Genomic DNA, 16,958 nt, shown 5'->3' with positions numbered 1-16,958 from the left:
TAAATACGACTAGTGAATCACTGGCCGTGTTGCTTTTACCGTTCGGAGAAAAAGAATGGACGAAATTCAAGAACTATTTACGGTTGAAAACCTTACCGAGTCAATCAACCGTACTGAACAAACGCCGGGCCGCATTGGTGAGCTGGGTTTGTTTGAAGAAAAGCGCATTGACACAACCAGTGTCAATATCGTGGAAAAGAACAACTCGATCATCTTAGTGCCTGCTAAGTCTCGCGGTAGTGAAGGCACATCATTGAAAGATAACAAGCGCAAGGGCGAGAACTTCCCACTGGTTCACTTGCCAATGTCTGGGGCCGTTCTGGCGGATTCTGTGCAGAACGTTAAGCCTTTCGGCGGTGAAACCCGTGAAGGCATGGTGCAAGCCAAGATTGATGAAGAGCTGGACAGAATGCGCGGCTCCATTGATGTCACCATTGAGTGGCAGCGCATGGGCGCACTGGCGGGCAAGATCTTGGATCATGATGGCACGGTGCTGGTTGACCTGTTCCAAAAGTTTGATATGAGCCGCTTTGTGAAAACACTGGATTTCACCAAAGACTTGCGCACCCAGCTAACAGCGGCCAAGCGTGAATCTAAGAAAGCTCAGGGCGCAATTAAAGCACCTCGTTATCGCGTTTTAGCTGGCCCAGAGCTAATGGATGAATTGCTGAAAAATGACGATTTCAAGCGAGCGTACGAACGCTATGACAGCGGCAGCGCCCTGCGTGATGATGTAACTAGCGGCATCTCATTTGGCTCCTTCATTTGGGAAGAATACGAAGGTCAAGTGGGCGATCAGGAGTTCATTTTACCAAACGAAGGGTTACTGGTTCCAGAAGGGGTGCGTGGTATGTATAACACCTACTTTGGCCCCGCGGATTATGAAGAAACCGTGAACACTTTAGGCTTACCCTACTACGCCAAGGCTGAGCCAATGAAATTTGGCAAAGGTCACGAATTAGAAGCGCAATCCAACACAATCAGCATCAACACGGCTCCCCGTGCGGTTGTGGGCATCAAAGTCGGCACTAAGAACCCTTAATGCGTGATCCGTTCCAAAAGGCCAGCCGCCGGGTTTTGAAGCGGCTGGCAAACGCTACGATTATAGTAAATGGATTAGCTATAAGAGTTTTGGTTCAAAACAAAATCGAGTCGGGTGATTTAAAGCTGGGTGGGTTCATTGAAAACCAAGATTTAAAACTAACAGCTATACAAAACGAGATCTCTAATGTTGAACTTCGTGAACATCTTAATATAGCTAAAGACAGCGGTGAATCCTTAGTAGCCTGTGTAATGCGCCCACCAAAATCAGATGGTACAGGGCTTTCTAGCTTGCCACTTACATTAGACTTGGACAATGAACAATCACCAAAGCCTGCTATTCGATATTGATGTTAATGAGCTTGAGCGTATCCAGGCAGCCCTTGGTGCCACTACTGAACAAGTACGTGGCGCTTACGTTCGTGCGCTAAAGCGCACCAGTGTCACCATGAAGTCACGTAGTTTAAAACTTATGCGTGACGGCATGGATGCTAAAAGCTTCAAAGCGGTCCGCAGGCGGATGCAAGCTTATCAGTCTGCGTTTGGTGTTGATCGCAATGATGGCCGCATGGATGAGTTAAAACTCTGGTATGGTCTGAATGATGTGGCCGTATCGAAGCTTAAAGGTCGAATGACGCGCATAGGTACCAAACGCAATCCGGCAGGCGCGTCTTTCACATCGAGCAAGCTTGGCAGGCAGGACTATACAGATGGTTTTGTGGCCAAGATTAATAAACGTAAGTCGATATTCTCACGTAAAGGCGAACGCCGATTCCCTGTCCGAGAATCAAAAATGAATGTTTCTGATGAGCTGCATGTGCAATTAGAAGATGAGATCTTTGATGAACTTCCGGAGGTTTTCATTGTTCACTTTTCCACGGATTTGAAAGGTCGGGTTAAGGCGAGTGATGTGATAGGCCAAAGGCAACGAAGTTGGAATAGTTACAGATGAGCAAGGGCATACATTTAGACGATTACCACAAAGAAGTCAGACGATGGCTGCTATCGAATATCCAGTGGCTAAAGTCAGTGGAATATTATCCGGAATCTAGCGGAGCGATAGAGACACCGCGTGCCTTTTTCGCTGTGTCAGGTTGGCAGCCAGACGATCATCAACCAGGCAACGGCCAGCTGTCGTTGACTCTACATTGCGAGATATTAATCGCATTTAGCGTTAAGTACAGCACGCACCAGCTTGATGTTCGTAATGCGGCTATGGCGCTCAGTATTGAGGTGGATAATAACAATTTTGATATCTCTGGGGTTAAGCCTGCACGGGTAATCAGCGCCAGTCCTGACGCATTGCATCCTGAGCTCGATGATTATGCGGTCTGGTCTGTTCAATTTGTGCAGCCGGCGACGGTGGGTGTGAGTGAATTTGAACCCGAAGAATACCGTGCAGCAATTCGTTTGGCAGTGGATCCGGTTAACATCGAGGACGCTACTGAATATAAACCTTTGGAGACCTTAAATGCGCCAGCTGGTTGAGCAAATTATGCGGGAGATGTTGAATCCGTATCTCGAGCGCATCGAAGAGCTTTCATCTGAAGTTGAGGACTTACGTCGACGAACTCAAAGCATGATCCGCTTGGGTCGTGTCATTGAGGTTGACGAATCAGGTTGGTTAATCAAAGTAAAACACGGCAAGCTGACCACTCCGTTTATCCGTTGGTTTTCGGTAGCGGCAGGTGAAGTAAGAGAGTATCGCTGTCCCTCGGTCGATGAGCAGTGTGTTCTACTGAATTTTGGTGCCGGCAATAACGGTAGCCAAACGTTAGCCCTGATAGGGCTGTTTAGTGACAAATACCCCTCACCAAGTTCTGACCCTAATGAGATTCTCAGGGTTTATCCGGATGGCACTAAGGTCAGCTACAGCGTGGAAACGCATAAGCTTGATGTCGTTATCGAGGGAGAGGCTTCGGTAAGGGTTGCTAAGTCAGCCACGGTTGACATCGGTGAGAATGCAACGGTTAAGGCTGGCGGGAAAGTGAAAGTTGACGGCAGCAAGATCCATTTAAATGGTGGTTCGTCATGTGTGACGACCGCGCATATTTGTCACTTTACTGGTAATCCGCATGGTGATGGTTCATCAACAGTTACAGCAGGTAAATGATATGGCGTTAAGTTCCGGAGCTCTTGAAGGGCTGATCATTCAGAAACTACAAGCGGCAGGGTTCAAAACGTCAGGTGAGCATGCGCAAGTGGGTGTTATCGCGAAGGCGATAGCAGAGGCTATGGTAGAGCATTTTACGAGTGCCGCAGAGGTACCCGTTACAGGAGGCTCTTCGGCAGGGAGTTACCAGATTAAATGATAGGTATTGATCGCAAAACAGGCCGACAGATTAGCGGCTTTGACCAGTTGGTCAGTCGAATCACTCAGGTGATGACAACACCGCTAGGTGGTCGAGCCAAGCGGCCAAAGTTTGGCTCCCGGGTGCGAGATACGCTTGCCGCAAATATGTCAGACAGCATGTTGGTACGAACACAAGCGGCAGCCATCGAAGCGTTTTATAACCCAGCGAATGGGTTGCAGGATTTTGCGCCGACAAGTTGTGTGGCTGTACGCCATGCCAGTGGTTTGCATTTGTATTTTGAGGGTCGGTGGCAAGGTCGGCCGGTTAAGTTTGGAGTGCCGTTAGAAAATGTTTCCACATCAGAATCCATTACCTAAATCGGACATCATTAAGACGCCGCCATTTGAAACGCTACTGAGCAAGGTTAAATCAGGACTGCTTGATTATATAGCGGAGAGCTCGCCTGAAGATGTCGCAGAGGTTAAACAAACGCTGGCTAATGAGGCAGAGCTGTTAACCAAGTTTGTCGAGGGATTTACCATTATTCTGCAGAACCAAATCCGGCAGTTTAACAGCCAGGCGCAACAGATGTTCGGTATGTATGCGACGGATAATACCATGGTTAACTTAATAGCGAGTCAGCTAGGTGTGCAGCGACAAGTTTTATCTCCTGGTAATCCGGATGCGTTTCCACCAGTTCCGCCAACGATGGAAAGTAATGAATCGGTTTTAACACGTTACTATCTCGCAGCGTATGCACTGGCAAGCACAGGAACTCGTTCCGGTTACCGTTTTCATGCAATGACGCTAGGCGGCAGGCCGATTGTTAAGGTTGAGAGTCCTGAACCAAAGACAGTCATTGTTAAGTATGAATTTTTAGAGCATGAACGAGCGGGTGAAACGAAAGACGCTCAAGCGCGTCAAGTAGAGCCTGGTGTGGTTGATTGCTATATCTTGTCGCATGAAGGTAATGGCTATCCCTCTATTGAGTTAATTGATGCCACACAGGCGTATTTAGAGCGTGACGATATTGCACAAGAAACCGACTTGATCACTGTGAAGCCGCCAACAATAAGAACGTGGCGCTGTGATGCGCATTTATATATCAGACCGGGTCCTGATGCAGAGGTGGTTAAGGCTGCTGCAGAAATGGCAGTCCGGGGTTATGCAGCAGAGCAGCATCGGCTTGGCGGTAGGATTGAGCCATCGATGCTTTATAACGTGATAATGACGTCAACTGGTGCGCATCGAGGCGAAATAACTGAGCCAGCGCAACCGCTGCGCTGCGCGTATAGCGAGGCACCTTATCTTGAGTCAATCCAAATCATCGTCAGCACTGAAAGCGTTGACAACATATAGTGTATTGCCAGACAACAGCAGCCATTTGGAGCACGGTTTAGAACTATCTCTAAGCAGGCAGTTGTATGCTGTTGACAGTATTTATCCAAACTTATTAAACGCTTGGCGCACTCCGTTGAATGTGGTGCCTTATTTGGCGGCAGAGAAGCAACTGCCTGTTTGGGATACTGCAGACTCAGAGCATGTAAAGCGAAACCTTGCTGGTAATGCCTGGCAAGTTCGCAAGTTATCTGGTACTCGCGCTGGGCTGAAGATGGCGCTGGCATCTTTTGAGTTTGAAAACGAGATCAAGCCCTGGTACCAGCAAAACCCTGTTGGTGAGCCCTACAGTTTGGAGATTGTTGCCTGGGAGCGTGGAAATAAACCCGTTAACGTTGAGAACGTACACAAACTCAAAGCCTACTTAAAAGAAGTTCAGTCTGAGCGGGACAAAATCGAACTGTCATTAATGTTCGGGGTTGAAACCAGTATGGGTATGGCTGGTGCTAGAGCGCCGGTGACGAACTACAGCGAAACGGATGGTAATGCACAGTTGTGGCCAATGCCGGAGGCACACATCGGTGTATCGGTCGCCGGTGCAATACCTAACCAAATCAATGTTTGTCCTATCTGTGTCAGCGCAAAAATACCGGTTGTCAGAACGTATGGCCAATTGAATATGGTTGGCTACGTGAATGGCAGCATCAACTATACAGTAATTAATGCAAGAGCGGACTTATGAGTGAGAATTTAAAGTTAGTCATAACCAGAGCAGGTTTGGACGAATGTATCAGTGCAAAAGAAAAGGGATTGAAAGCCGAACTTAATTACGTGTCAGCTGGTGACCGGGCATATACTCCCAACCCGGATCAGCGAGCGTTGCAAAATGAGCTGCAGCGTGTTGAGTTTAGCGAATATAAAGACTTGGGGACTGGCCAGTTACAGGCTGTTGCTAAATTTTCAGGGCCGCAAGAGTACGCAGTGCGTGAGCTCGGTTTTTGGTTAGCATCTGGTACTTTGCTTGGAGTTATTTCGGCACCTAATACCACGCTGAACTACAAAGCTAAAGACGGTCACTGCATTCAGCCGCTCACGCTTGATCTTAGTGCGCTGCCAAGTGAAACGGTGACGGTTGTCGTCGGCACTGAGAACCTCAATATTCTGATTGAAGAAGAGTTTACTCACTTAGCAATTGCGCAAGTGGATAGCATGCATCGTCAAATACAGCAGCAGTTTAAGCATGATGAGTTGCAGAAAAATATTTTAGGGACATCTGAGAACACTGAGGAAAAGCTGAATGTTGCAGTGGATTTAGCGAATAATCTCAACCTTCAGGTTAAAACATTAGAACAGAAAATCAGTCAAATAATCTCGGATGTGAGTAATGTTGGAGATATTCAAGCCATTCCAATTGGTGGTGTGCTGCCGTACTTTGGGCATGACCTTCCATCAGGTTTCTTATGGTGTAATGGTGCTGTCTATGATCCAGTTCATTACCCTTTGTTGAAAGCAGCATTAAAAGATACGTATGGCGAGAATAAAGTACCAGATACGCTAGGGCGTCGATTGGTTGGCTTTAGTGATAATAACCCCTTAGGTTTTAAAAATGCGTATCAGAGTCTTTATGTTCAACGTGAATCATTGCAGATTGTAAATAATTCAGATCGATGGCGACAAATTGTGACTGATATTCGTGGCGTTGAAAATCCGCCGTACATCGTTTCACACTTTATTATCAGGGCGGAGTAATGGACGAGCAAAGTTTAGAGCTAGTGTCTGGTACCACGTTTAACTTTGAACTGATTTGGGAAATGGAAGCTGACAATGGTCGTCTGCAGCCGGTTGATATAACGGGCTGCAGTGTTGTCCTGCAGGTGCGCGATGGGGCAAGTAATGAGTTACTGCTGAGTTGTACCAGTGCTGAAGGCAGTATCACATTACCTGAGCCAAGTCAGGGACATATTGCTGTACATATCGCACCGATTAAAACGGTAAGCCAGGACATAAATGCTTGGCAAGATGCTCGTTGGGAGCTTCGGGTTACGTTTCCTAGTGACGATACTTACAGCTTAGTGCGTGGCTGGGCCACGCTCACAAAAGGAGTGGTGCAATGAACACGACTCACCGCATCGTGATGCGCCATACTGTTCGTCATGTTGTTCGGATGTCTGCCGGAGATTACCAGGTGACTATCCTGCAAAGCGGCAATCCGCGCATTAATGTGGTGACGATCGGCGTCCAAGGTCCAGTTGGTACTGTGGCGCAAAGTGTTTTAACCATGGCCGAACAAGCGAAAGCAGCAGCTCAACAGGCTGAGCAGCTGGCGGGCTTTGTACAGGCCGAGCAGCAGCAAATGTTCAGCAGCATGTCGTTAACGCTGGACCATTATATAGGCGCTCTAGTGGCGCAGGAGTAGCACATGGTAGATCCTGCCAGCCCACTGGGGATTATGTTGAGTAAGCTCAGCACTCTACTTGGGACCATTGATGGAAAACTACGAAATAAATTAGACAAGTCGGGTGGTACCGTTAATTACCTGACAGTAACCAACCGGTTGGCTGCTACGGCAGACCATGCTCACGCGCTCAAGGTGGCGCGAATAATTTCATTAGCTGGCCATGCGACTGGTCAGGTGTCCTTTGATGGCAGCGGTGATGCGGTTATCTCTGTGAACATTGCAGACTTATCCACCAAAGCTGATAAAGCAGTCACTTATACCAAGTCCGAAGTCGACCAGTTGTTTCAGGATTTGATTGGCTTAGCGCCAGAAGAACTCAATACAGTTTATGAGTTGGCTACGGCGTTAAAGGATAACCAAGACAGTATTGGCACCATTATCACCACTTTGGCTAACAAAGCGAACAGTGCCGATGTTTACGATAAGGTGGTTTCTGATGGCCGGTACTTACTGAAAAGTGAGCAGGCTGCCGACAGCCAGCTTTTGGCTGGGAAAGCCGCTAGCTATTACGCGACTCAGTCTGGATTGGATGGTACTAACCAGGAGCTAAGTAGTTTAGTAACCGAATTAACCGCCGCTTTTGATAACGGCACAACGCAAATTAACAGCGTATAAGAGGAGTTATTCATGAGTACGCAAGAAATTGGTGCCCTGATCCAGTCAGTCAATAATATGACAGGTACAGTGGCGGGTAAGATGGGTCAAATTGACCAGCGAATGGATCAAGCTGAAACAGAGTTTGATCAATTTATGGTTCAAGCTCGTTTGGAAAATGCGATTTTTCGTCAGAGTAAGAATCAATACTGTAATTTAACTGCTAATAGTTTGGATTTTTTTACTAAAAATTCACAATATACGATAGATGTTTCTCTATATAGAGTGATAAATCCTGGAACACCTTGGTCTCAACGTGATTCTGAAGAACAAGAAATTCTAACGGCTATGGGAATGACTGGCACTCAGTACTTTCAACCGGCAATACGAGTTATGAGAATGGCGTGGAGTGGCTATCAATCAGGAATTCATAGCAGTTATACGATGTTTCCAAATCCAGTTGGTAACGCTAGCGGTATGGTTACTACAGCTAGTTATGCAAAACTGGTTAGTGGTTCTATCAGTGAGTGGTGGCTATATGGAGTTACAACTCAATGGGGGCTCTGCGGTCAACATTTTAGTGGTCAACCAGGAAGATATTTGCATGCTCATCCTCGAGTAGGATCTGATTCGGGAGAGGTATTATTTATTTGGCCAGCTATTGTTTCAGGGTATGTTCCACTTAATAAAAACTCACCAAAATGGGGCTACTGGCCGTCGATGTATGGTGAAAACCCTTATGATGCACAACCTGGGAGCTAATGATGGTTAATGAAATCATAGATTACTCAAATGTTATTTTGAGTCAAAGAGATGTTAATGAACGCTGTGAAAGGCACATTACACATTATTACACCGTGGGCAAACAACTGACAGTTGAGCGCATTGGTACAGATGAGGAAAAAAGCAAAATGCATGCTTTTATCGATGCATGTCGAGCGTGGGCTAACTCAGAGAGGCCGAAAGTTGAGGACTTGTATCAGATCTTGCCTTAGCGCTTTTTTGAAATAGCAAGTGGACCGCGAAAGCGGTTTTTTTATGCCTGAAGCCCGGCCATGCGCCGGGTTTTTTATTAGCAGGAGGCCACTATGGCAGTCCAAAAACAGCCACCGCGCCAAAAGTATGAAGTAACGGACCCTTACCAATGTCCGAACATTAAGTGCTGGCACGGTAAAGGCGCAATCGTTGATCTGCTTCCCAGCGAAGCCGAATTTTTAATCCTGGGCGGTAAGGTCAAGCTGCCGACCACAAAGACAACTAAAGGAGCAGACTAATGCCTGAGATTGCATCATTTGTGCATAACGGTATCAGCGTCGAACGTCATCCAGCACCACCACCGATGGGGCCGTTGGGTGGTATTGTGTTGGGCTTGGTCGGTACCGCACCTGACGCCGATGCGTCCTTACCAAAAAACAGTCCTATTCGCATTGTCAACCTTGGTGATGCGGCCAAGCTGGACACGGTAGGAGCGGAGCGAGGTACGCTGTGGCGTACGTGTTACGAGATTTTCCGTCTTGTGTCTGTGCCTATTTATGCCGTCATTGTGGATGAGGGTGTAGATGCTGCGGCAACCACTAACAATGTAATTGGTAAGGTGGAAGCAGCGACAGGTCAGCGAACCGGTATTGAGTCGCTGGCTGATTGCATGGAGACACCTACGCATATCTGTGCCCCAGGCTTTAATACTAAGCCTGTTGCGGATGCGTTAGCGGCCATGGGTAAGCGTTTGTTTGCTGTGCCGGTTGGTGATGGTCCTAACACGAACGATCAGGCCGCGGTCGACTATTCATTGAGCTTGGGCGGTGAGGGCACGGGGTATGACGCTTTTTACCTGCTTGATCCTCAGGTGTCCGTTTATAGCCAGGCGGCCAAGGGAAATGTTTATTTCTCTGCAGCTGCCATTGCGTTGAGCTGTTTTGCACGTGTGAAAGCGTGGGAGAGTCCAGCTAAAGGCGGCATGGGCGCATTGATTAGTGGCACTTCGCGTACCATCGATTACAACATTATGGATAAATCAACAAATGGTGGTTTGTTGAACAAGCATGGTGTTAGCTATTTTGCGCGCACATCGATGGGTGGTTTCTCATTGATTGGTAACCGCACTGTTACTGGCCGCTTTGTATCTCAGGTAAGTCTTGAGTACGCCATTATTCGTAAGCTGGCTAAAACGGCTCAGCGAGCGATGGCTAGAAACCTGAGCAAGTCATTCATGGATCAGGAAATTACTAAGCTGAATGTTTGGCTGAAGTCCCTGCAGGCTGACGAAACCATCATAGGTGCTCAGGTTTATCTTCACCCCACGTTAAACAACGTGGATAACTATCGCAATGGCGAATGGCATATTGCGATCAAGTATCACGGCTACGCGCCGAACGAGCACATGGTGTATCACCTCATTGAGGATACCGGTATCGTCGAAGCGTTTTTAGAGGAGGTCCTATAACATGGCAGGGCAACGCTCACGTATTACCCGTCAGGGGATTATTAATGGTAATCCTCTGGTAAAAGAACTGGACGAATTTACGCCACCTGAAATCAAAAAAGCCATGCAGGAGACGCGAGGTGGTGCGTTTATCCCCGGCGAAATTTGGGTCGGGCTTGAGAAGATGAATGGCAAATGGAAGGTCAAAGGTGCCAACCAGGAGCTGCTTTCGGCCTACGGTTTAGCTGCAGGTGAATTGTGTCAGGTCGACGTGAAAGAGTCGCACCAGGATGAAGGCGGCAATAAGTTTGCCATTGTGTATTCGTTGTCTGGTGAAATCACGTCCATTACAGAGTCTGCCAGCAAGATGGGCGAGCTGCCTGATCATCAGTTTGAGATGGCGGTCAGCGCGTACAAGAAAACCGAAGATGGCAAAGTTATCTATAACATCGACCGCAATGCGCAAATCTTGGATTTGGGTAATGGTGATTTAATGGCAGAGCATCGTCGCAACATTGGCATGCCTTAATAGCAATTCCCCTGTGTAGCTACAGTTGGCCCACTTCGGTGGGCCTTTTTTATTTGGGAGCAGAATTATGTTTAAAGCAAAAACACACGACTTGGTTTGGCCTATTGAAGATGCCAGTGGTAAGCCATGCAAGACAGTAAAAGTTGTCACTCTGACCATGGGTCAGCATCGAGAGTTGAGTGATGATCACAAAGGTGATGATACGGCTCTTCTGAGAGCGTGTATTTGTGAGAGCACGGGACTTGGTAAAAATGAGCTGAAAAAGCTAGTCACGCCAGATTATAACTCGATCCAGAGTTTAGCTTTGGAGTTGATGCAGTCACCAGGCAGCAAGTTGATTGATGGCAAGTTCAACAAAGATGAGCCAACGCTTTTAGTGCCGTTCCAAGGTGACGATGGCCGAGAAGTGACCGGCTACAAGTTGCGTCCGCCGACAGTAGCCACTACCGACTTGATGGATTCACACAATGATGAATGGGAACGCACGCTATTCATTTCAGCCAGTTGCACTGGGTTTAGTCATACCGAACTGGAGCGCATGAGTCTGCCAGATTGGAATCAGCTGCAGGAGCGGTTGATTGATTTTTTGCAAAAATCGGCGGATTACTTTCGCCAAAAGACATCGAAGTCCTGACCGATGTTATTCCTTTGGTGTATCACGTTGCACCTGGGGAGATAAAAAACTGGCGTATTGATGAGGCGATGCGTCGGTACCACCTGGCAGCAGCCAAGCTTGGAATTAATAAGAGGTAGCTGTGGACAATAACAAGACGTCTATCGTTCTTTCGGCAATCGACAAGTTTAGCCGGCCGGTTAATACGGCGGTTAAAAGTGTTGGTAAGCTACAAAGCAAAGTTGCTGAAACTAGCTCTACGCTGAGTGAGCTGAATAAGAAGCAGCAGCTCGTCGCCAGATTCAAAGGTTTAGAGTCCCGAGCCGAGAATACTCGCGCTGCATTATCAAAAGCTCGTACTGAGGTCGCTAGGCTGAAAAACTCTGAAGCTCAGGCTTCGGACATTGTGCGCAGGCATACACGATCGCTCAAACTGGCTGAACAAGCGGTGCTTGAAGCTGCTCACTCGTATGGCGCAGAGTCAGAGCAGGTAGCGGCGGCACGCAGAGAAGTTACTAGACTCACAAAGGCTAAGAGACAGGCTGAGCAGGCGTATAAGCGTGAAAAGTCGGCACTTAAAACCGCTGAGCAAGCATCCAGCCGGCTAACCACCGAATATGGCCAGCAGTCACAAAAGCTGGGCTCATTGCGCAATGATTTAACCTCTGCAGGTCTAAAGCTCAATTCGCTTGGCGCTGAGCAGCTGCGCCTTGCTCGCCAAACAGACAAGGCTAACCAGGCGTTAGCGCAGCAGGAAGCCAAGTTAAAGCGGATCCAGTCTCTGAATGGGCGTATTGCTGAACGTAATGCACAAAAAGGAGAGCTGGTTGGTCAGGCCATGGAAACGGCAGCAATGGTTGCGCCAATGGTGTTGGCTGGAAAGCGCGCTGTCGAGTATGAGAGTACTTTCGCTGACGTTAAGAAAGTCGTTAATTTCAAGGATGAAAAGGAAGAGGCGGAATACCGCACTAAGATGATGAAGCTTGCTGGCGACTTAGGTATGCGCCAGGAAGGTATTGCTCAGATAGTTACAGCCGCAGGTCAAAGCGGCATAGAGAAAACCAAATTGCTCAAGTTTGCTGAGTCAGCAACAAAGATGTCAGTAGCTTGGGATGTTTCTGCAGAAGAAGCAGGCTCTACACTGGCTACGTGGCGCGCGGCGATGGGCTTAACTCAGGAGAACGCGTTAGATCTGGCCGATTCCACAAACTATCTTAGCAACAATATGAACGCTAAAGCTAAAGACATTGCTGCTGTTATGGTGCGGCAAGGTTCTACGGCCATGGGTGCTGGTCTGAATTACAACCAGACAGCAGCATTGTCTGCCAGCTTTATTGCAGGAGGAGCCACTGAAGAGGTGGCAGCTACTGCACTAAAAAATATTACTGGACGTTTGACAGCTGGTTATGCAGCGACAAATGGTCAGAAAGAGGCCATGGGCAAGCTGGGCTTTAATGCCGATGAGTTGGCCAGCATGATGCAGGAAGATGCGCAGGGCACTTTAGTTCAAGTAATGCGTCAGCTGCAGGATGTGGATGCGGCTGAACGTGGCGCTGTTATTTCTCAGTTGTTTGGTGAAGAGGTTAAAGGTGCGGTGGCTAAATTGGTCACCACGCTGGATGACGATAAAAGTGGCTTGATAGCGGCGTTTGGCCGTGTAGAGAAACAGGCTGACCGAGCAGGCAGCGTCAATGATGAATATGCAAACCGAGCGAAGACTCGTAGTCATACGTTGTCGCAGCTGTCTGCCAAATTTGATCGCATGATGGTTGTACTAGGAGATCGTCTCCTGCCAGTTATCGATGCGGTCGTTCCACCATTGATGACGGTGGTTGATGGGATCAGTGATTTTGCTGAAGCCAATCCAAAGTTGGCCAGTGGTCTGTTGGCGGTGGCGGGAGCTATTGCAGTCGTCAAAGCTGGAGCGATTGCTTTTAAGCTGGCTAGGCTGACCATGGGAAATGGTCTCGATCGTTTGCGTTTGGGTCGAGAGCAATTATCTGGAGTTACTAATAACACGGCACTTAATGCAAGAAAGGCTACTAACGAGCTGTCACGATTTAATCAAGAGCTAAATAGTGTGAGTTCTCGCCGTGGTCGCTCCGGTGGTTATGAGTCTAATCGACGTCGACGCGGTCGTTCTTCTGGCAGGCGTTCCGGTCGTTTGGTTGGTGGCATCACTGATTTGTTTGGTGGTGCTTCATTGCAGGCGCAATCTCTAGCTGGCAAGGATTATTATCGACAAGCTCGCCGCGCTAGAGGTGGCAAGTGGGGGCGTATGGCAGCCCTTTTAGGTGGCGGTACGGCTTTGTCTGTGATGTCGGCAAATGCCAATGCTGGCGAGCTTGCCATGACCGGTGCTGCCGTAGCCGGCACTGCAGGCGATCTATTTAATGCGTTGCCTATTGGTGGGGCGTTACTGGGTGGTGCGGGTAAGCTATTCCGGCCTCTGGATATTGCGTTATCCGGAGCAGCGCTGACCTCTGCAATCGCAAATGGTGACGGTAAGCAGATAGGCGGTACTGCAGGCGACATGATTGGCGGCCTTGGAGGTGCAGCAGCTGGTGCGATGGCAGGAGCGGCTATAGGTTCAGTGGTGCCAGTGATAGGCACGGCTGTGGGCGGTGTCATCGGTTCAGTAGTTGGCGGTATTGGTGGTGGTGAGCTTGGCCAGTGGCTAGGCGAGAACATTGGCGGCTGGTTTAGTGAAGACAAAACGGATAAACCTGCTCCAGCATCGGTGGCAGAGCAATCAAAGCAACTGGTGAACAGTAATCGTCAGATCAGTTTTGCACCAGTCATACAGATACAACCTAGCGGTAATCCTGAGTATGACAAAGGCGTTGCAAATCAGCTGTTAGAAAGGATGAAGGCTGAGCTGGTGCCTGTGATGTTTGGCGGTTCTGATGTGGGCGTTCGTTCTGATGCTAGTTTATCTGATAGGAGAGATACATGAGGCAGATGATGTCGCTCGGTGACTTCGTTTTTTCGCTAAGTGAGGGCACGCCTTACTCTGGTTTGCAACGTTCAAGTGACGGGGGATGGGTTGCCGTCCCTCGTTATGGCCAGAAACCAATTAGTCAAAACACGGGCCAGCAGCTTGAGAAAATCAGTATCAGAGGCACATGGTTCCGAGCTGATGGCATGGCCAATTTGGATGCGCTGCGAGCTATGCAAGCAAGGCGAGAGCCATTAGTTTTGACTGATGGTTATGGTCGCAACCTTGGCTTATGGACGCTTAAACAGCTTCAAGAAAAGCAGGACCGTATTATTGATGACGGTACGGCTATTGTTATCAATTTTACCATTGAGCTAGAGGAGTATGCCGGTGACAGTAATACGCAGTCGTGATGGTGATACCGTTGCTATTGTCTTGTTTCAGGCGCTGGGTAGAGCTGATGATGAAGCTGAAGAAGCGTTGTATGAGCTTAATCCTGGACTTGAGCTGTATGGTCCTGTTTTGCCGGCTGGCGTAGAAATATGTCTTCCAGTATTGGCGGGATCAGAGCCTAAGAGAGTGGTGAATATATGGGATTAGGCTTTAGACCTCAGGTACGGGCGAGTGGCCCGGGTGAGGCGATTATTAATAACAGGCTGGTATCGTGGGAGCGTGTTGACGCTGCCGGCATTCAGTCCGACCAGGTAACGCTAACAGTTGATACGGCTGGCCAGACCGGCATTCCTAAAGAGGGGGCTGTGCTGCGCTGGTTCGAGGGATACGAGGGAAGCTTGGTAGACAAAGGCGAGTTTAAAATTACACGCATTGTTCCTCGTTTGTTTCCGCCTACAGTTACTATTGTGGCTACTGCCGCACCATTTCAAGTTGATGATTCAACAGGTTTTAAGGAGCGGCGTACGCGCACATTCACTGACACTACACTGGCGGATCTATTTAGAGAAGTGGTATCTACGCATGGTTTTAGCCCTCGAGTTGCTATTGAGTTCGAAAGTATACAGTTAAGCCACGTTGACCAGTTGGATGAAACGGATGGTGCGTTTCTCTCACGCCTGGCACGTGAGCGTGATGCTGTAGCCAAGCCTATCAATGACCTGTATGTGCTTGCTAAGCGTGGGCAGGTTAAGACTATAACAGGGCAAGATATTCCGCCTGTATCGGTAGCGTTGCCATCAAATAATGATCCAACAGATCAGGGGCAGTTTATTAATTGTCAGCTTGAGCGTCCCAGTCGGACGGTCGTTTCTGGTGTTAAAGCAAATTGGACTGATGTTGCGACAGGCCAAGAACATGAGGTTAGCGACGGTCAAGCGCCATTTAAGAAATTGCGCCAGTCTTATGAGGAGGAGGCTGTGGCATTGCAGGCGTGCCGTGACGAGCTTACTCGAGTAAAGCGCCAAGGTTCGTGCGTTCGCATGGATTTGCCTGGTGATCCTAATTTGGTCGCAGAAGGCCTAATGTCGTTGAGCGATTCGTTTCCGCCTGAAATGGCAGGAGACTGGTCAATTGATAAAGTTACCGCGCGTGGTGACGCCTCTGGAGGTTATCGATGCGCGGTGATAGCTACAGAACCAAGTAAATAATTCAGTCGAAACATATCAATATTTTTGGTGTAGGGAGTGCTCAAAAATAACAAAAGCATTAAAAAATTTTATAAGTATATTTGAGGAACAAGAAATTTGATTTACCACCTTGTTACCACGGAATTACCACAAGAGATGAAACAGAAATTGTAAAAATTGATATAACTTATTGATTAGGGTAAGGAAAAGCTGGTCGGCATAGCAGGATTTGAACCTGCGACCCCTGACACCCCATGACAGTGCGCTACCAAGCTGCGCTATATGCCGACTTGGTGACTACTATACGGATTTTTTTTTGAAAGGCAATAAGTGGTTGGTTTGTTTGGACATTAAATGAACTTAAGTGCGTATTTTTGTGTTCGTTTTCATTAACGTTGGGTCGTATAAGAAGAAAGCGCACTAAATATAAGCATTAGTGCGCTGTATTGGTTTACTTAGTCCAAATACCTTTTGGTAGTGTTTTTTCTACTTCAGGGTTGGTACTCGGATCAAACTCGGGGGTTACTCCAGCTTTAAGCTGCTTTTTATAATCGGCAGCAAGCCACAGCACAACCTTGCGAAGCATAAAGAGTGCAACCACGTTAACTACAGCCATTAACCCCATTGAAATGTCGGCGAGGGTCCAAACTAATCCGAGTTCACTTACTGCACCAAACATGACCATACCTAATACACAAGCTCTAAACACCATCATTCCTTTCTTTGAATGATGATCTAAAAACAGCAGATTGGTTTCTGCGTAACTGTAGTTGGCAACAATAGAAGTAAAAGCAAAAAATAAAATAGCGACTGCAACGAAAGTTGCACCCCATTCACCTACATGGTGAACCAACGCAGATTGCGTTAACTCAATGCCGGTCAGGCCAGAGTTTGGCTCAAGCTGACCAGATAAAAGGATAAGCGAAGCTGTCGCGGTACAGATCACTATAGTGTCTACAAATACACCTAGCATTTGCACATAACCTTGCGATGCAGGATGGTTCGGATTTGGTGTTGCACTTGCTGCTGCGTTTGCAGCGCTACCCATACCGGCTTCATTTGAGAATAGGCCGCGTTTAATTCCTTGAAGCATAGCTTGCATTACCGCGTAGCCAATAGCACCAGCGCCAGCTTGTTCGATACCCATTGCA

At 48.0% G+C, this 16,958-nt stretch carries 24 protein-coding genes and 1 tRNA gene (1 of these 25 only partly in view); 23 read left to right on the top strand and 2 right to left on the bottom strand.

The window, feature by feature from the left end:
* Nucleotides 1–55: 55 nt before the first annotated feature.
* The 23 genes from J8Z24_RS18215 to J8Z24_RS18105 all read left to right on the top strand — a co-directional run bounded on the left by J8Z24_RS18215 (nucleotide 56) and on the right by J8Z24_RS18105 (nucleotide 15,828).
* Entirely contained in the window at nucleotides 56–1,042 is a 987-nt protein-coding gene (locus J8Z24_RS18215) for a major capsid protein (protein WP_235367785.1), read from the top strand.
* Complete coding sequence (locus J8Z24_RS18210) at nucleotides 1,042–1,392, top strand: hypothetical protein (protein ID WP_252095923.1); 351 nt, start codon at nucleotides 1,042–1,044, stop codon at nucleotides 1,390–1,392. Before J8Z24_RS18215 ends, J8Z24_RS18210 begins: the two co-directional genes overlap by 1 nt.
* Nucleotides 1,358–1,993 carry a hypothetical protein gene (locus J8Z24_RS18205; protein ID WP_252095922.1) on the top strand — a complete coding sequence of 212 codons (636 nt, stop codon included), beginning with the start codon at nucleotides 1,358–1,360 and terminating at the stop codon, nucleotides 1,991–1,993. Before J8Z24_RS18210 ends, J8Z24_RS18205 begins: the two co-directional genes overlap by 35 nt.
* Nucleotides 1,990–2,529, top strand: a complete 540-nt coding sequence (locus tag J8Z24_RS18200) for a hypothetical protein (protein WP_252095921.1) — start codon at nucleotides 1,990–1,992, stop codon at nucleotides 2,527–2,529. The genes J8Z24_RS18205 and J8Z24_RS18200 overlap by 4 nt, the downstream gene beginning before the upstream one ends.
* Nucleotides 2,513–3,154 carry a phage baseplate assembly protein V gene (locus J8Z24_RS18195; protein WP_252095920.1) on the top strand — a complete coding sequence of 214 codons (642 nt, stop codon included), beginning with the start codon at nucleotides 2,513–2,515 and terminating at the stop codon, nucleotides 3,152–3,154. Before J8Z24_RS18200 ends, J8Z24_RS18195 begins: the two co-directional genes overlap by 17 nt.
* Nucleotide 3,155: 1 nt before the next feature.
* On the top strand, nucleotides 3,156–3,353 hold the full coding sequence (locus J8Z24_RS18190) for a hypothetical protein (protein WP_252095919.1): 198 nt from the start codon (nucleotides 3,156–3,158) through the stop codon (nucleotides 3,351–3,353).
* Nucleotides 3,350–3,712 (top strand): phage baseplate protein, encoded by a 363-nt coding sequence (locus J8Z24_RS18185; protein WP_252095918.1) that lies wholly within the window; start codon nucleotides 3,350–3,352, stop codon nucleotides 3,710–3,712. Before J8Z24_RS18190 ends, J8Z24_RS18185 begins: the two co-directional genes overlap by 4 nt.
* Nucleotides 3,684–4,694, top strand: a complete 1,011-nt coding sequence (locus J8Z24_RS18180) for a baseplate J/gp47 family protein (protein ID WP_252095917.1) — start codon at nucleotides 3,684–3,686, stop codon at nucleotides 4,692–4,694. The genes J8Z24_RS18185 and J8Z24_RS18180 overlap by 29 nt, the downstream gene beginning before the upstream one ends.
* Nucleotides 4,645–5,415 (top strand): phage tail protein I, encoded by a 771-nt coding sequence (locus J8Z24_RS18175; protein ID WP_252095916.1) that lies wholly within the window; start codon nucleotides 4,645–4,647, stop codon nucleotides 5,413–5,415. The genes J8Z24_RS18180 and J8Z24_RS18175 overlap by 50 nt, the downstream gene beginning before the upstream one ends.
* Nucleotides 5,412–6,422, top strand: coding sequence for a phage tail protein (locus tag J8Z24_RS18170; RefSeq protein WP_252095915.1), 1,011 nt, complete (start codon nucleotides 5,412–5,414; stop codon nucleotides 6,420–6,422). The genes J8Z24_RS18175 and J8Z24_RS18170 overlap by 4 nt, the downstream gene beginning before the upstream one ends.
* Complete coding sequence (locus tag J8Z24_RS18165; protein WP_252095914.1) at nucleotides 6,422–6,787, top strand: hypothetical protein; 366 nt, start codon at nucleotides 6,422–6,424, stop codon at nucleotides 6,785–6,787. Before J8Z24_RS18170 ends, J8Z24_RS18165 begins: the two co-directional genes overlap by 1 nt.
* On the top strand, nucleotides 6,784–7,089 hold the full coding sequence (locus J8Z24_RS18160; protein ID WP_252095913.1) for a hypothetical protein: 306 nt from the start codon (nucleotides 6,784–6,786) through the stop codon (nucleotides 7,087–7,089). The genes J8Z24_RS18165 and J8Z24_RS18160 overlap by 4 nt, the downstream gene beginning before the upstream one ends.
* 3 nt (nucleotides 7,090–7,092) lie before the next feature.
* A complete protein-coding gene (locus tag J8Z24_RS18155; RefSeq protein WP_252095912.1) occupies nucleotides 7,093–7,746 on the top strand; it encodes a hypothetical protein in 654 nt (217 codons plus the stop codon).
* Nucleotides 7,747–7,758: 12 nt separating this feature from the next.
* A complete protein-coding gene (locus J8Z24_RS18150) occupies nucleotides 7,759–8,487 on the top strand; it encodes a hypothetical protein (protein ID WP_252095911.1) in 729 nt (242 codons plus the stop codon).
* Nucleotides 8,487–8,720, top strand: a complete 234-nt coding sequence (locus J8Z24_RS18145; protein ID WP_252095910.1) for a hypothetical protein — start codon at nucleotides 8,487–8,489, stop codon at nucleotides 8,718–8,720. The genes J8Z24_RS18150 and J8Z24_RS18145 overlap by 1 nt, the downstream gene beginning before the upstream one ends.
* A 93-nt stretch (nucleotides 8,721–8,813) precedes the next feature.
* Nucleotides 8,814–8,999, top strand: coding sequence for a hypothetical protein (locus J8Z24_RS18140; RefSeq protein ID WP_252095909.1), 186 nt, complete (start codon nucleotides 8,814–8,816; stop codon nucleotides 8,997–8,999).
* On the top strand, nucleotides 8,999–10,168 hold the full coding sequence (locus J8Z24_RS18135; protein ID WP_252095908.1) for a phage tail sheath protein: 1,170 nt from the start codon (nucleotides 8,999–9,001) through the stop codon (nucleotides 10,166–10,168). The genes J8Z24_RS18140 and J8Z24_RS18135 overlap by 1 nt, the downstream gene beginning before the upstream one ends.
* A gap of 1 nt (nucleotide 10,169) precedes the next feature.
* A complete protein-coding gene (locus J8Z24_RS18130; protein ID WP_252095907.1) occupies nucleotides 10,170–10,676 on the top strand; it encodes a phage major tail tube protein in 507 nt (168 codons plus the stop codon).
* 67 nt (nucleotides 10,677–10,743) lie between these two features.
* The gene (locus tag J8Z24_RS18125; RefSeq protein ID WP_252095906.1) at nucleotides 10,744–11,310 is read left to right on the top strand and encodes a phage tail assembly protein; all 567 of its coding nucleotides are present in this window, start codon (nucleotides 10,744–10,746) and stop codon (nucleotides 11,308–11,310) included.
* A gap of 121 nt (nucleotides 11,311–11,431) precedes the next feature.
* Nucleotides 11,432–14,245 carry a phage tail tape measure protein gene (locus J8Z24_RS18120; RefSeq protein ID WP_252095905.1) on the top strand — a complete coding sequence of 938 codons (2,814 nt, stop codon included), beginning with the start codon at nucleotides 11,432–11,434 and terminating at the stop codon, nucleotides 14,243–14,245.
* Nucleotides 14,242–14,640, top strand: a complete 399-nt coding sequence (locus tag J8Z24_RS18115) for a phage tail protein (RefSeq protein ID WP_252095904.1) — start codon at nucleotides 14,242–14,244, stop codon at nucleotides 14,638–14,640. The genes J8Z24_RS18120 and J8Z24_RS18115 overlap by 4 nt, the downstream gene beginning before the upstream one ends.
* The gene (locus tag J8Z24_RS18110) at nucleotides 14,618–14,827 is read left to right on the top strand and encodes a tail protein X (RefSeq protein ID WP_252095903.1); all 210 of its coding nucleotides are present in this window, start codon (nucleotides 14,618–14,620) and stop codon (nucleotides 14,825–14,827) included. Before J8Z24_RS18115 ends, J8Z24_RS18110 begins: the two co-directional genes overlap by 23 nt.
* Nucleotides 14,818–15,828, top strand: coding sequence for a contractile injection system protein, VgrG/Pvc8 family (locus J8Z24_RS18105; RefSeq protein ID WP_252095902.1), 1,011 nt, complete (start codon nucleotides 14,818–14,820; stop codon nucleotides 15,826–15,828). The genes J8Z24_RS18110 and J8Z24_RS18105 overlap by 10 nt, the downstream gene beginning before the upstream one ends.
* A 190-nt stretch (nucleotides 15,829–16,018) precedes the next feature.
* On the opposite strand, the gene J8Z24_RS18100 is transcribed toward J8Z24_RS18105, so the two are convergent.
* Both J8Z24_RS18100 and J8Z24_RS18095 read right to left on the bottom strand, forming a co-directional pair.
* Nucleotides 16,019–16,095 (bottom strand) — tRNA-Pro (locus J8Z24_RS18100).
* Nucleotides 16,096–16,258: 163 nt separating this feature from the next.
* On the bottom strand, nucleotides 16,259–16,958 hold the 3' end of the coding sequence (locus J8Z24_RS18095) for an alanine/glycine:cation symporter family protein (RefSeq protein WP_252095901.1). It continues 719 nt past the right edge of the window; the window shows 700 of its 1,419 coding nt (coding positions 720–1,419); its start codon lies off the right edge, out of view; its stop codon occupies nucleotides 16,259–16,261.

The organism is Pseudoalteromonas sp. SCSIO 43201 (assembly GCF_023716725.1).
Classification (GTDB): Bacteria; Pseudomonadota; Gammaproteobacteria; order Enterobacterales; family Alteromonadaceae; genus Pseudoalteromonas; species Pseudoalteromonas peptidolytica.
Note: the sequence above shows the minus strand (reverse complement) of the source record. Positions and strands in the feature narration are given on the sequence as shown.